At 69.7% G+C, this 14,029-nt stretch carries 12 protein-coding genes; 5 read left to right on the plus strand and 7 right to left on the minus strand.

Features of this window, described 5'->3' with window-relative positions; all coding sequences use genetic code 11:
• The first annotated feature begins 60 nt into the window (after positions 1 to 60).
• The 4 genes from AB0D53_RS21530 to AB0D53_RS21545 all read left to right on the plus strand — a co-directional run bounded on the left by AB0D53_RS21530 (position 61) and on the right by AB0D53_RS21545 (position 3,106).
• Positions 61 to 474 carry a roadblock/LC7 domain-containing protein gene (locus AB0D53_RS21530; protein ID WP_362448924.1) on the plus strand — a complete coding sequence of 138 codons (414 nt, stop codon included), beginning with the start codon at positions 61 to 63 and terminating at the stop codon, positions 472 to 474.
• A gap of 148 nt (positions 475 to 622) precedes the next feature.
• Complete coding sequence (locus AB0D53_RS21535; RefSeq protein ID WP_362448926.1) at positions 623 to 1,642, plus strand: DUF6397 family protein; 1,020 nt, start codon at positions 623 to 625, stop codon at positions 1,640 to 1,642.
• Between the two features lie 114 nt (positions 1,643 to 1,756).
• Positions 1,757 to 2,245, plus strand: a complete 489-nt coding sequence (locus tag AB0D53_RS21540; protein WP_362448928.1) for a GNAT family N-acetyltransferase — start codon at positions 1,757 to 1,759, stop codon at positions 2,243 to 2,245.
• Positions 2,246 to 2,488: 243 nt separating this feature from the next.
• Positions 2,489 to 3,106 (plus strand): LAETG motif-containing sortase-dependent surface protein, encoded by a 618-nt coding sequence (locus AB0D53_RS21545; protein ID WP_362448930.1) that lies wholly within the window; start codon positions 2,489 to 2,491, stop codon positions 3,104 to 3,106.
• Positions 3,107 to 3,214: 108 nt separating this feature from the next.
• On the opposite strand, the gene AB0D53_RS21550 is transcribed toward AB0D53_RS21545, so the two are convergent.
• Positions 3,215 to 5,329: a SpoIIE family protein phosphatase gene (locus AB0D53_RS21550; RefSeq protein ID WP_362448932.1), complete on the minus strand. Its 2,115-nt coding sequence runs from the start codon at positions 5,327 to 5,329 to the stop codon at positions 3,215 to 3,217.
• A gap of 242 nt (positions 5,330 to 5,571) precedes the next feature.
• Here AB0D53_RS21550 and AB0D53_RS21555 point away from each other — a divergent pair, with 242 nt between their 5' ends.
• Entirely contained in the window at positions 5,572 to 6,645 is a 1,074-nt protein-coding gene (locus AB0D53_RS21555; protein WP_362448934.1) for an enoyl-CoA hydratase/isomerase family protein, read from the plus strand.
• 68 nt (positions 6,646 to 6,713) lie between these two features.
• Here AB0D53_RS21555 and AB0D53_RS21560 read toward each other — a convergent pair whose 3' ends face one another.
• From AB0D53_RS21560 to AB0D53_RS21585, 6 genes are all read right to left on the minus strand, one after another.
• Positions 6,714 to 8,177, minus strand: a complete 1,464-nt coding sequence (locus AB0D53_RS21560) for an L-fucose/L-arabinose isomerase family protein (RefSeq protein ID WP_362448936.1) — start codon at positions 8,175 to 8,177, stop codon at positions 6,714 to 6,716.
• Positions 8,178 to 8,216: 39 nt separating this feature from the next.
• The gene (locus AB0D53_RS21565) at positions 8,217 to 9,695 is read right to left on the minus strand and encodes a rhamnulokinase family protein (protein ID WP_362448938.1); all 1,479 of its coding nucleotides are present in this window, start codon (positions 9,693 to 9,695) and stop codon (positions 8,217 to 8,219) included.
• A 15-nt stretch (positions 9,696 to 9,710) separates the two neighbouring features.
• Positions 9,711 to 11,756: a bifunctional aldolase/short-chain dehydrogenase gene (locus AB0D53_RS21570; RefSeq protein ID WP_362448940.1), complete on the minus strand. Its 2,046-nt coding sequence runs from the start codon at positions 11,754 to 11,756 to the stop codon at positions 9,711 to 9,713.
• Between the two features lie 64 nt (positions 11,757 to 11,820).
• Entirely contained in the window at positions 11,821 to 12,987 is a 1,167-nt protein-coding gene (rhaI, locus tag AB0D53_RS21575) for an L-rhamnose isomerase (RefSeq protein WP_362448942.1), read from the minus strand.
• 211 nt (positions 12,988 to 13,198) lie between these two features.
• The gene (locus tag AB0D53_RS21580; RefSeq protein ID WP_362448944.1) at positions 13,199 to 13,426 is read right to left on the minus strand and encodes a hypothetical protein; all 228 of its coding nucleotides are present in this window, start codon (positions 13,424 to 13,426) and stop codon (positions 13,199 to 13,201) included.
• Positions 13,427 to 13,515: 89 nt separating this feature from the next.
• Complete coding sequence (locus AB0D53_RS21585; protein WP_362448946.1) at positions 13,516 to 14,007, minus strand: hypothetical protein; 492 nt, start codon at positions 14,005 to 14,007, stop codon at positions 13,516 to 13,518.
• Positions 14,008 to 14,029: the final 22 nt, after the last annotated feature.

The following is a 14,029-nucleotide window of genomic DNA, read 5'->3' on the forward strand; positions in this document are numbered from 1 at the left end:
TGTGCGCAAGGCTTACGGCAACGGGGCACGGGGAACGCATGAGCGGGGAGGAGCGGGTAAATGGCGCTGGACAGGGGACTCGACTGGCTCCTCGACGACCTCACCAAGAGGGTCGAGTACATACGGCACGCCTTGGTGCTGTCGAACGACGGACTGGTGACGGGGGCGAGTACGGGTCTGGCGCGTGAGGACGCCGAGCATCTCGCAGCGGTCTCCTCCGGGCTGCACAGCCTGGCCCGTGGGTCGGGACGTCACTTCCGGGCCGGGAAGGCCAGGCAGACCATGGTGGAGTTCGACGAGGCACTGCTCTTCGTGACGGCGGCGGGGGACGGCAGCTGTCTGTGCGTGCTGAGCGAGGCCGAGGCGGATGTCGGCCAGGTCGCCTACGAGATGACGCTGCTGGTCAACAGGGTCGGTGAGCATCTGGGCGTTGCCGCGCGACAGGCGACGGGCGAAGACGCCGACCATGCCTGACCTGGAGCGCCCGACCGCGCCCGAGCCGGGCACATCTGCTCCGACCCGCGGCTGGTCCGGTGGCAGTTGTCCACAGGCCGGTCGGGCGACCTCTCTTCCGGGCTACGGTACTCACAGAGAGTAACGGAATCTCACGGGGGAGAGGGTCATGAGTGTTGTTGAAGAGGTGCGCACGGAGACCGCCGGTGCGAAAGCGGCGGGAATGGCCGTCGCGGGCACGATGGCGGTGGGCACGGCGGCCCAGGAACTCCGTCTGAAGCGAGGTGAGTTCGCGATCGCCGTGCATCTGGGGCTGATCCGGCTGACGGCACGGCAGGACGGTGGAAGGGCAAGGGTCGGCTGCGACGAGGTCGACCGGATCCGGTCGCAGGAGGGGTTCCCGGAGACATTGCGGGACAGGGTGCGCACGGTCGGGACGGCGCAGGGGGCCCAGCAGCTGGGGATCAGCCCGGACCGCTTCACCAGGCTCGCCCGCGCGGGATGCCTCACACCCATCACGTTCTACCTCAACCGGTACCGGGCGATCGTCTGGCTCTATCTCGCCGACGAGCTGGCAGGGTTCGCCGCCCGGGAACCCCGGCTCCTGGCCGGGAGGAGTCCGGCCTGGCTGCGTGGCCGCTTGGAGGGAGGCGCCGACTGCCGGGCGCGCAACTGGCGCTCGCGCCGGGTCGAACGGCTGCTGAGCCTCACGGAGGATCCCTGGGCCCGCGTGGCCGTGCTCGCGGACACCCTGGATCCGGTGCAGTTGGCGGAGGTGGTCGACGATCCGTACGAACGCGCGTACCTCGCCAGGATCCGGCCCGAGCCGGCCCTCGGACCGACTGGTCCGCCTCTGGCACGGGAGGCCATGGCCCACCTGATGCAGGCAGACGAACCGGACGAGATGCTGTGGCGGCGGGTGAGCCTGATCGCGGAGTTGGACAACGCCCGGGAGGTCCGATCGGCCCCGCGCCCGGGCGGCGAACAGTGCGCCTTTCCGCGCCGGGGGAACGAGTACGCACCAGAGCCGGATTCCCGCACCGAGCCCGAACCCGCTCCGGCCGCAGTGTCCGCTCACGGTCCTGCGCCCGCGCTCGGGCTGCTGGCCCGGATCGGTCTGCGCAGGCGCACATCCAAAGATGCGGGGCGTAGGCAATCCGGGCCGGGGAACGGGCCGTTCGGCGCCTGACGATGAGGGTGCCCCGGGCCTCGCGCGACGGGTGCTCGGGCACCGGACGCAGGAGCGGATCGCGGCCGGACAATGAACTCGCGCAGGAAGAACGGCACCGGCATTCTGTCTCCCATGCTGATCAGGGAAGCCACCACCGAGGACTGGCCCGCCATCTGGCCGTTCTTCCATCAAATCGTCGCCGCGGGCGAGACTTTCACCTACCCCCTCGATCTGACCGAGGGGAATGCCCGCTCCTGGTGGCTCCTCGAGTCGCCCAACCGTACGGTCGTCGCGGTCGGCGACGACGGGGGAATCGTCGGCACGGCCAAGATGAACAACAACCACATGGGCAATGGCTCGCACATCGCCAGTGCCAGTTACATGGTCGACCCCGAGCGTGCGGGGCAGGGGATCGGACGGGCCCTGTGCGAGTACACCCTGGAATGGGCTCGCGCGTCGGGATTCAGGGCGATGCAGTTCAACGCGGTGGTGGAGACCAACATCCACGCCGTCAAGCTCTACCGCTCGCTCGGTTTCGAGGTCCTGGGAACGCTGCCGGAAGGGTTCAACCACCCGGAACACGGGTTTGTCGGGCTGCACATCATGCACCGCCGTCTCTGAACAACGCGTCCGTGGGTCTTTCCGCAGGCCTCCTGTGTCAACCGCAGCAGCGGTGGCCGTTCTCTGCCACCGCTGCTGCGGCCCCGGCCTCCAGAGAATGTCCGTCATGTCCGAACCGGTGGTGATGTGTGGGTAGTTCTGACGACCAGTGCTTCATGGGGCGGGTGCGCGCGGTGTCGGCAGGGACAGTACTCTGCGCCCCACCGCCATTCGGGCGATGAAACATATGCGGAGGAAGATTTCATGACCATACCCAGGAGATCGTTGCGTGCTGCGGGAACGCTCGCGGCCGCTGCGGTTGTCGGCCTGACCGGCGCGGTGCTCTCCGCCGGCCCGGCCGCAGCTCACACCCCCACCTGGGCCGTGACCTGTTCCGAGGTGAACCTCGACCTGACCGCCTACAACAGCGGTGTCACCAACCAGGTGACCGTCACTGTCGACGGCAAGGACCTCCTGCCCACCGAAACCTTCGGCCGGGAGTTTCACAAGAAGCTCGTGCTGCCCGAGCACGACAAGGAGCTGACGGTCCACCTCGTCGTCAAGGCCGGTGACGGCGACAAGTTCTCGCGCGAGGACACCAAGACGGCCCCCGTGTGCGAGGGCACCACCCCGTCGCCCGAGCCGTCCGGGGACACGCCGTCCCCGGCTCCCTCGACGTCCGCCCCCGCGAGTGCCACGCCGAGCGAGGAGCCTTCGACGTCGGCTCCCGCCGCGGACTCCTCGAGCCCCGGCTCGACCGACCTGGCCGAGACGGGTTCCTCGTCCGCCACCCCGGTCATCGCCGGAGCGGCGGTGGCCGTGCTGCTGGCGGGCGGCGGCATCATGTGGTCCGTGCGCAAGCGGCGTACCGCGCAGCACTGACGTATGAACCGGTGGTCCTGACGCGGGTTGTGCCGGGGCCGCCGGCCGAGGCGGTGACGCCCCACGCCTGGTGCGTGGGGCGGTACCGTCCTTCGGTCGGGGCTGCCGTCACTCCTGCTCCGCGGCGGGCAGGGCCGAGGGCCCGATCTCGCACCAGACCGCCTTGCCCTCGCCGCGAGGTTCGATGCCCCAGCGGGTGGCGACGGCATCCAGCAGCAGCAGTCCCCGCCCGGATGTCGCGGTCTCGCCCGGGCTGCGACGCCGGGGCCAGGCACTGGAGCGGTCCTGCACGGACAGGCGGACCCGCCGCACCGGTTCCGGCAGCACCTCCAGGGTGAGGACCGCACCGCCTTCCGTGTGCAGCAGAACGTTCACCAGCAGCTCCCCGGTCACCAGCTCGGCGTCGTCCGCGAGTTCGGCCATCTCCCAGTCGGTGAGGGCCTGGCGCACGATGGTCCGGGCGTCGGACAGCCCCTCCGGATCCGCCTGATGGATGTACTGGTGCAACCGCGGGGCCCTCGGTGACCCGGGATCCGGGCTGCGCCGAAGGACCAGGAGCGCCACATCGTCCCCGGAGCCCCAACGCTCCCAGAGCCGGTCCGACAGATGATCGGCCAGGGCCTGGGCGCTCTCCGGCCCCGCGCCCACCTCGTTGATCAGCGTCTGCACACCCGCATCGATGTCGGCCCCCGGCTCCTCCACCAGCCCGTCGGTGTACAGGACGAGCGTCTCGCCAGGCACCAGGTCCAGCCGGGTCTCCGGGAACTCCTCGTCAAGAAAGTCGGTCGAGATGCCCAGCGGCAGCCCACCGCGCACCTGCGGGCTGCCGACCCGGCCGTCCATATGCCGGATCAGCGGACCGAAATGCCCGGCCCGCACCACGCGCACGGTCCCCGAAGCGAGATCGACCTGGGCGTATGTACAGGTCGCGAAGCGGTCCGTGTCCAATTCTGCGAGAAAGCGCGAAGCCCGCGCCAGCACCGTCGAAGGAGGATGCCCCTCGGCGGCGTACGCGCGCAGGGCGATGCGCAGCTGACCCATGATGGCGGCCGCGTGCGTGTCATGGCCCTGCACGTCGCCGACCACGATCCCGAACCGGTTCTTGGGCAGGCCGATCACGTCGTACCAGTCGCCGCCGACCTGTCGACCGCTCCAGGCGGCGTGGTAGCGCACGGCGATCTCGCCGCCCTCGATCTCCTGGATCCGCCGCGGCAGCATCGCAGCCTGGAGGCCGGTGGCGAATTCACGCTCCTCGTCGAAGAGCTTCGCGCGCTGGAGGGACTGCGCCACGATGGCGGCCAGACCCAGACACAGATTGCGCTCATCCGCGTTGAAGCTCGTGTTCTCGCGGTAGAAGAGCGCCAGTGTGCCGAGAGAACGCGCCTGCGCGACGAGGGGCAGATAGGCGGCGGCCCGGAACTTCATCCGGTCGGCGTGGGGCGCCAGCACGGGGTAGCGACGGGTGAGCGCCGAGACCGAGGTCAGGAACCGGGGCCGGCCGCTGAGAACGGTGTCCGCAAGCGGAAACCGCCGGTCCAGCCCCGCGTTCCCGAGCGCGCCGATCGCCTCCATCGAGTCACCGCTGAGAGCGATGGCACTCAGCGTCGTGTTCTCGACCAGACCGAGCGAGAGGCCGTCCGCTCCGAGCCGGGCGAGTCCACCCGGGCCGGTGAGTGCGGCGGTCACGTCGTCGACGGTCACCGCGCGTGACAGCGCGCTCGTTGTGCGTTCGACGATGCTGGTCTGTCGTTGCCGCCGCTTTTCCAGATCGAGAACGAAGGCCGAATGGGTGACTTCCGCGGTGGCGTCCTGGACCACCCCGACGATCCGGTGCGCCCGGCCGTCCTCGCTGCGCAGTATGCGTGCCTGGATATGGGTCCACTGGTCCCTGCCGTTGTCCATCGGCACCCGGAAGTGCACGCTGTACGAACTGCGTCCGCTCTCGATCGCCTCGACGATCGCCACATCGAGACGAGTCCTTTCCGACGGTTCGAGCCGGTCCAGCACGGTCTCGGGCCGTGAATCGAAGGTCTTCGGGTCAAGACCGAAGACCAGCAGCCCGGCATCGTCCATGTCGAGCGTCCCGGCCTCCACATCCCACTCGAAGCTGCCCGTCCGATTCATGGCAAGGCGCTGAGCCGTCGCGTGCTCGCCGTTGTGCGTCTTCTCGATCAGCAGGCGTGGCGGGACGGCAGTGCTCGGTTGCTGGTCGTGATCGCTCATACCTGCTCCGGGGGTCGCCGGGCGGGGCTGCCGGACGGCGCAGCCCGAACCGGGTCACTCAATTGTCGAACCGGTTCCGGCCGCTTGCACAGCGGACGTCCGGAAGATTCCGGCCGGAAAGCCGGACCGGCCGGACCCGGGACCCCTGCCGTTGGGGCACGGACCCCACCGCGGAGAATGGCAGCGGAAGATCGGCCGCGATCGGCGGTCGATACGGCACAGGGGCTGACCGGAGCGCATTCATGAACCACGAGGATCCCGTTCTGCTGCACACCGAGGGGCGTGTCCGGCACATCACCCTGAACCGTCCACGTGCCCTGAACGCGCTGAACCACTCCATGGTGGCCCGCGTCGCCGAAGCACTCACCGATGCCGAGCTCGACGACTCCGTGACCGCGGTCCTGATCACCGGGGCGGGCGAGAGGGGTCTCTGCGCGGGCGGCGACATCCGGTCGATCTACGAGGACGCCCGGGCCGGCGGCTCCATGTCGATGGACTTCTGGCGCGACGAGTACCGGCTCAACGCCGGCATCGCCCGATTTCCCAAGCCCTACGTCGCGATCATGGACGGCATCGTGATGGGCGGGGGTGTCGGAGTCTCGGCCCACGGCGACATCCGTGTCGTCACCGAACGCTCGCGCATCGCCATGCCCGAGACCGGGATCGGATTCGTCCCCGATGTCGGTGGCACGTACCTGCTCTCTGCGGCGCCCGGTGAGCTCGGGACCCATATGGCGCTCACCGCGGACGCCGTCGGCGCGGGTGACGCGCTGCTGTGCGGGCTCGCCGACCACTTCGTACCGTCGCAGCGCCTCACCGAACTCACCGCGGCCCTCGCCGGCTGCGACACGGCTGCCGGCATCGAGGAGACGGTACGGCGGTACGCCGCACCCGCGCCGGACGGGGAACTGGCCGCGCACCGTGAGTGGATCGACTCCTGCTACCGGGCGGATTCGGTCGAGGACATCGTCGACCGCCTCGACAGCACTGGTGTCCCCGCCGCCAAGCAGGCCGCCGCGACCATCCTGAGCAAGTCGCCCACGGCGCTCAAGGTGACCCTGTCCGCGCTGCGCAGGGCGCGTGGGCTCGGCAGCCTGGAGGCGGTGCTCGACCAGGAGTACCGGACCTCGTGCGCCGCCTTCACCGGGTCCGACCTGGTGGAGGGCGTGCGCGCCCAGATCATCGACAAGGACCGCAATCCGCAGTGGCGCCCGGCGACACTCGCCGAGGTCACCGAGGCCGATGTGGCACGCTTCTTCGCCCCGCTGGGCGACCGCGAGCTCGGCCTGGCCGCCGTTCCCGGGACGACCGCCTGACACGGTCGAAGGCGCGTCGGGCAGGTGGCGAGCCGACTGCTGTGGAGTGAGGCGAGCCCGTCCGGGACTCACAGCTCGTTCGGCCCGTCGACCGTGCGGAACGGGACGCCGAGCAGGTCGGCCGCGGCCTTGAGGTCCTTGGCACGATGGCCGGTGCACAGCGTCCAGTGGTGACCGATGCCGGTCGCGGACCAGGCGTCGGTCCACTCGCCGGGGTCGAAGCCGAAGTCGACCCGGGAGGTGGTGTTGCCGATCTCCAGCAGCGGCCCCGGTACGACCTCGCCCTCGGAGGCGATGAAGGTGAAGGTGCCGTCGGCCTCCTGCCCGATGCCGAACGTGGTGACCGGGCCGTGCCTGACGTCGAACTCCACGCTCACGCCCCAGCCGCGCTTGCCGTGATAGACGCCCAGCCCGCGCAGCAGCGGATCCTTGGCGCTGATGGCCAGGTGGGCCGGGCCGTCGTGGCCCATCTCGACGACGCGGTCGCGGAAATTGAGGGCCTGGAGTTCGGTGAAGGATCCACCGGCGCCGATGGTGTCGGCGATCAGCATGGCGAGGCTGGTGCGCAGTTCGTACTCACCGGCCATCGGAATGCCGCGCGCGGTCAGCAGCGACGCACCGAGGATCATGCCGGCGCCGAGCCGCTCGTGGATCTCGCCCTCCAGACCGCGGTGGTAGTAGGCGAGGCTGTCGAGCCCGAAGTCCTCGACGAGCCGGTCCAGGCCCACCGAAACCCGGGCCGCCCAGACGAGGTCGTCCTCGTCGACGGAGTCGTCGAGGGTGAAGACGGTACGCGCGAGCGCGACGCGTTCGGCGGCCGCCTCGTCCGTCACGGCGGCGACCCGGACCCGCAGGTCGTCGAATTCCAGGACTTCGACATGCCCGCCGAACTGGGTGGAGACCAGCGTCATGTCGGTGGAGACGTCGAGCATGCCGGGGTAGAGGTGGCCCATGAGACCGTGCCTGCCGTGGCGCATCGCGCCGCGCACCCGAGCGGCACGGATCCAGCGGCCGATCCGCTGCCAGGCGTTCTCGTCACGCAGATGGCCCGACACGGAGCGGAAGGGGATGCCGCCGCGGCGGAACACATTGGCGATCTCGGGGAGCGGGCACTGACCGCAGTACGCCAGCCACTTGCCCGTGTCGGTGTCCGGATGGTCCATCGCCTCGGTCGGCTGGAGGTCGATGGCCAGCACCGGAGCATGCGCACGCTGGGCGATCGGCAGGACCATCGAGGCCGTGAGGTATGTCGTCAGAAACGTCACGACGATGTCGCAGTCGGATGCCCGCAGCCGTTCCGCGGCCGTCGCCGCCTCGTGCGGATCGGAGATGAAACCGGCATCGACGACCTCGCATCCCAGCTCCTCGAACCGCCCGGTCACAAAACGGGCCGACTCGCGCAGCTGGTCGAGCAGGCCGGGGAACTGCGGCCAGTACGCCCCGAGTCCGCCGGAGACCAGACCGACACGGGTACGACGGCGCACGGCGCGGGTGAGCACACCGTCGAGCGAGGCGGGCGAGACGTCAGTCATGTGTTTCCTTCCTTCGGTTCCGTCGAGGGCCGGACGGACTCAGGCCTGATCCAGCCGTGCGGCGGCCCGGTCCCAGGCCCGCTGGTCCCCCTGCGGGGTGTAGTGGCGCAATTCCTGTGTCCGTGCCACCAGTTGTCGCATGTCCATGAGGTCGCCCACCAGACCTCGGGCACGCGCCTGCACCAGGATGTTGCCGAGCGCGGTCGCCTCGGCCGGGCCGGCCGTGACGGGAAGCCCCGTGGCATCCGAGGTCCACTGGCAGAGGAGCTCATTGCGTGAACCACCGCCGACGAGATGGATCCGGGTCAACTCCCGCCCCGCGAGAACGGCCGCCTCCCGCAGCGTCCTGCGATGGGCCAGCGCCAGGCTCTCCAGCACACATCGCACATAACCGCCGGGACCGTCCGGCGCCACCTGCCCGGTCTTCACGAGATGGGCGTCGATCCGCGACGGCATGTCACCCGGTGCGAGGAACGCCCGATCGTCGGGATCGATCACCGCCGCGAACGGCCGGGCCCGGGCCGCCTCCGCGAGCAGTGCGGCCAGGCCCGGATCCTCGCCCCGCCGGTCCCAGGTCCGCCGGCACTCCTCCAGCAGCCACATCCCCATGATGTTGCGGAGATAGCGGACAGTGCCGTCCACCCCGCGCTCATTGGTGAAATTCGCCGCGCGCGACTCCTGCGTCAGTACCGGAGCCGGCAGTTCGAGCCCCGCCAACGACCACGTACCGCAGGACACATAGGCGAACCCGGGCCCGGTCGCGGGCACCGCCGCGACCGCCGACGCCGTGTCGTGCGAGGCGACGGCCGTCACCGGCGTTCCGGTCGGCAGCCCTGTGAACTCGCCGACGTGCGACAGCAGGGTACCCGCCGGATCACCCGGTTCACGCAACGGAGGGAACAGGGAACGGTCCAGACCCAGCCGGCCGATCAGTGCATCGGACCAGTCGCCGGCCGACGCGTCGAACAGACCGGTCGTCGAGGCATTGGTGATCTCCGCACCCACCATGCCGGTCAGCCAGTACGTCAGCAGATCGGGAATCAGCAGCAACGTCCGTGCCGCACCCCACTGAGCACCGGCCCGATGCGCGGCAAGCTGGAACACGGTATTGAACGGCAGATGCTGCAAACCGCTCACGGCATACAGCTCTTGCGCTCCGCATACGGCCAGCACCTGCTCGGCCGCCCTGCCGTTCCGGCTGTCCCGGTAGTGGAACGGCAGCCCGAGCAGTGCCCCGTCCGCATCGAGAAGGCCGTAGTCGACTGCCCAGGTGTCGATCCCGATCGACGTGATCGGACCGCCTCGTGCAGCGCTCCGCAGACCCTCCAGCGTCCCCTGGTACAGCGCGAGCACATCCCACCGCAGTCCGTCCGGCAACCGGACCGGCGTATTGGCGAATCGGTGTGCCTCGGCCAGTTCGAGCCTCCCGGGCCCGGCCAGGCCGGTGATCACCCGGCCGCTGGTGGCACCGAGGTCCACGGCGGCGAAGGCCGCTTCGCTGTGCGAGGTCACAGACATCGAGATCTCATCCGGTCATCGGAGGAAGGCCGCGGCCACACCGGCGTCGACAGGAACATGGAGTCCGGTCGTATGAGTGAGGTCCCCGCCGGTCAGCGCGAACACGGCATTGGCCACGTGCTCCGGGAGCACCTCGCGCTTGAGCAGCGTCCGCTGCGCGTAGAACTCGCCGAGCTTCTCCTCCTCGATGCCGTACATCGCCGCGCGCTGGGCGCCCCAGCCACCCGCGAAGATGCCCGAACCGCGCACCACACCATCGGGGTTGATGCCGTTGACCCGGATCCCGTGCTCGCCCAGTTCCGCGGCCAGCAGCCGCACCTGGTGGGCCTGATCGGCCTTGGCGGCCGAGTAGGCGATGTTGTTCGGACCCGCGAACACCGAGTTCTTCGAGGTGATGTAGACGATGTCGCCACCGAGGTTCTGCGTCCGCATCATCCGGGCGGCCTCGCGCGAGACCAGGAACGAGCCGCGCGCCATGATGTCGTGCTGAAGATCCCAGTCCCGGGCCGTCGTCTCCAGCAGCGGCTTCGAGATGGAGATCCCGGCGTTGTTCACGACCAGGTCCACGCCGCCGAACGCCAGCGCGCCGGCCCTGAACGCCTCGACGATCTGCTCCTCACTGGTCACATCGGCCGTCACGGCCACCGCCTTGTCGGAGCCGCCGAGCTCCCGGGCCACCGAGGCGGCGTTCTCCGCGTCGATGTCCGCGACGACGACACACGCCCCCTCCGCGACCAGCCGGTGCGCGACGGCCCTGCCGATGCCGGACCCCGCGCCGGTGACCAGCGCCACCCGGGTGGCCAGCGGTTTCGCCTTCGGCATCCGGCGCAGCTTGGCCTCCTCCAGCTCCCAGTACTCGATCCGGAACTTCTCGGACTCCTCGATCGGCGCGTACGAGGAGACGGCCTCGGCACCGCGCATTACGTTGATGGCGTTGAGGTAGAACTCCCCGGCGACCCGGGCCGTCTGCTTGTCCTTGCCGAAGGAGAACATGCCGACCCCGGGCACCAGCACGATCGCCGGGTCCGCGCCACGCATCGCGGGGGAGTCGGGGGAGGCATGACGCTCGTAGTACCCGCGATACGCCTCCCGGTACTCCCCGTGCAACTCCTTCAGCCGCGCCGAAGCCTCGCCCAACGGGGTGTCGGCGGGCAGGTCGAGCACCAGCGGGCTGACCTTCGTACGAAGGAAGTGGTCCGGGCACGAGGTGCCCAGCGCGGCGAGCCGGGGGTGTCCGGTGCGGGCCAGGAAGTCCAGCACCGGCTTCGTGTCGGTGAAATGGCCCACCTGAGGGCGGTCGGTGGAGGCCAGGCCGCGGATCAGCGGGGCGAGCGCGGCCGCACGCTCCCGGCGCCGCTCCTCGGGAAGCGGCTCGCGGCCCGCCCATGCGGGGCCGAAGGGTTCGGCCCTGCCTCGTTCCTGGAGGAAGGTCTCGGCGGTGCGGATCATCCAGAGCGCGTTGTGCTCGCACTCCTCCGAGGTCTCGCCCCAGGCCGTGATGCCGTGCCCGCCGAGGATCACGCCGACGGCCTGCGGGTTGGCCTCCTTGACCGCCGCGATGTCCAGACCGAGCTGGAATCCCGGTCTGCGCCAGCCCACCCAGGCCACCTTGTCGCCGAAACACTCCGCGGTCAGCTTCTCGCCGTCGGCGGCGCACGCCAGCGCGATCCCCGAGTCCGGGTGCAGGTGGTCGACGTGAGCGGCCTCGACCAGGGCGTGCATCGCCGTGTCGATGGACGGTGCGGCACCGCCCTTGCCGTGCAGGCAGTAGTCGAACGCCGGCACCATCTCGTCCTCGCGCTCCACCCCCGGGTACACGTCCTTGAGAGCACGCACCCGGTCCAGCCGCAGCACGGCGAGACCGGCCTCGGCCAGCGTGCCGAGGTCACCACCGGAACCCTTGACCCACAGCAGTTCGGTGCCGCCCCCGGTGACCGGGTCGGTGCCGGTGGCCTTGACCGATGTGTTGCCACCGGCGTAGTTGGTGTTCCGGGCGTCGGAGCCGATCCGGTGGGCGCGTTCCAGGAGTGCGGCGACTTCGGGGTGCGTCGCGGAGGCCATGGGATTCCTTCGTGGTCGGGGGTCCGTCGGACCGGCCGGTGTTCGTACGGGGGAGAAGGCGGGCTCAGGCACCCCAGCCGGCCTGCTCGCCACCGACCCGGGCGGCGGCGATCCGCTCCTGGTTGCCCGAGGCCAGATACGCGGCGAACGGGTCCCTGGCCAGACCGAGTTCCTCACGGACCTCGGCCAGCAGCGGACGTACATCGGTGTTGTACGCATCCATCAGGGCGCCGTTCGCGGCCAGCACATCGCCGGACCGCTGGGCGGCACCCAGTGCCGCCATGTCGACCAGCAGCGCCTTGGCGGTCGCTTCCTGGACATTGGCGACCGACCGGATCACGGCGGGGATCTTCGCCTCGATGTTGTGGCACTGGTCGAGCATGAAGTTGACGTTCGTCTCGGGCTTCAGGCCGCCGTTCCTGGCCACCTCGTGCATGATCCGGAACAGCTGGAACGGGTCGGCCGCTCCGGCCATCAGATCGTCGTCCGCGTAGAACCGGGAGTTGAAGTCGAACGCGCCGAGCTTGTTCGCCCGCAGCAGCGAGGCGACGATGAACTCGATGTTGGTGCCCGGCGCGTGGTGCCCGGTGTCCACGACCACCTGGGCCTGCGGGCCGAGACTCAGACAGTGGGCGTACGCTGTGCCCCAGTCGGGCACATCGGTCGTGTAGAACGCGGGCTCGAAGAGTTTGTACTCCAGCAGCATCCGCTGCTCGTCACCCAGCCGTTCGTACACCTCGGCCAGCGCCTCGGCCAGCCGGTCCTGGCGGGCCGTGATGTCGTCCTGCCCGGGGTAGTTCGTGCCGTCGGAGAACCAGAGCTTGAGATCGGGGGACCCGGTCTCGTCCATGATGTCGACGCACTCCAGCAGGTGGTCGGTGGCCTTGCGGCGCACCTTCGGATCGGGATGGGTGACCGAACCGAGCTTGTAGTCGTCGTCCTGGAAGACGTTGGAGTTGATCGCCCCGATCCGCAGCCCGAGATCCTCGGCGTGCCGGGTCAGCGCGGTGTAGTCCTCGACCTTGTCCCACGGAATGTGCAACGACACCTTCGGCGCCACGCCCGTGAACGCGTGCACCTGGGCCGCGTCCTCCAGCTTCTCGAACGGGTCGCGCGGCACACCCGGCTGCGCGAACACCTTGAATCGCGTTCCGGAATTCCCGTACCCCCACGACGGCGTCTCGATGACCTGGGACTTCAGAGCTGCCTTGACGGCCGACACATCAGACATGAACACCTCGTAAGCGGAGTCGTCCAGCAACCTGAGAACGTTCGGATGTGCATATGAATCGTTTCACCCGGACCGTACGCTAGGTTCGCCGCACGCTTCGAGTCAAGGAGCCGGTCAGGTGTCCCGGCTTCTTGAATCAACTCATCGTGCGACGGCGTACGCCTGCTGACGGCAGAGCACGGAGCACCGCCATGCTGTTCGGCGGGTTCGCTCAGTGCCCGCTGCCGGACATGCTCGGCTGCAGCGATCTCACCAGATCGAAGAACCGGGACTCATTGCCGCAGAGGCCGGCGCGCCGGAGCGCGCCATCGGCTTCGGCGATCGGCGAGGCCAGCAACGGCACGTACAAGGGGCCGTCGTCCGGGTCCGCGAGCGCGGCGCGAGTGGCCTCCAGCAGTCGGACATATGCCTGGGCCGCGGCGAGTTCGGCATTGCGCATCTCAGCATCTCCCGGTCAGAGGTGTCGTGCCCACCAGCATCCCCCATGGGTCTGACAACGCCCGCGGGCGACGGCGCGAGGGACGCCCGCTACCCGTCGTCCGGCCCTCGTGCACCGGCCGGTGGCTCGACCTCCAGGAATCTTCGACGGCGCGCCCCGCGGTACAACAGCACCGTCCAGCCCAACTCCCGCAGCACGGCCGCACACCGGGCCAGCTCGGCCTCCTCCGCATGGGCGGCGCCGCTGCCGGGCGGGCCGAGCCACTCGACACGCACGCCACCGGGTGCCTCGCCCTGCTGCAAGCGGTACCCGCTCGCCGTGCGCACGCCCGACCCGTCAACGGCCGAGGCGGCCAGGCCCGAGGCCTCCAGGGCGATGGCGACCGCCCGCACCGGACGATGCGTCTCCCACTGCGCGGGTACGGCCTGCGGGTCGGCACACCCGGTGTTCGTCAGCCGGCGGATCTGCAGCATTCCTTCGAACGCCGTCCGTACGGAAGCGCAGCGCTTTCCGTCGCGCCCCGGCGCCTGCGGGCCGTCCCCGGTGGCCGGTTCGAACCCTGTCCCGTGCCCGGTTTCCATCAGCGTCCCCCTTCGCCCGTGC

Origin of the sequence: Streptomyces sp. NPDC048295 (assembly GCF_040652135.1) — a bacterium.
Classification (GTDB): domain Bacteria; phylum Actinomycetota; class Actinomycetes; order Streptomycetales; family Streptomycetaceae; genus Streptomyces.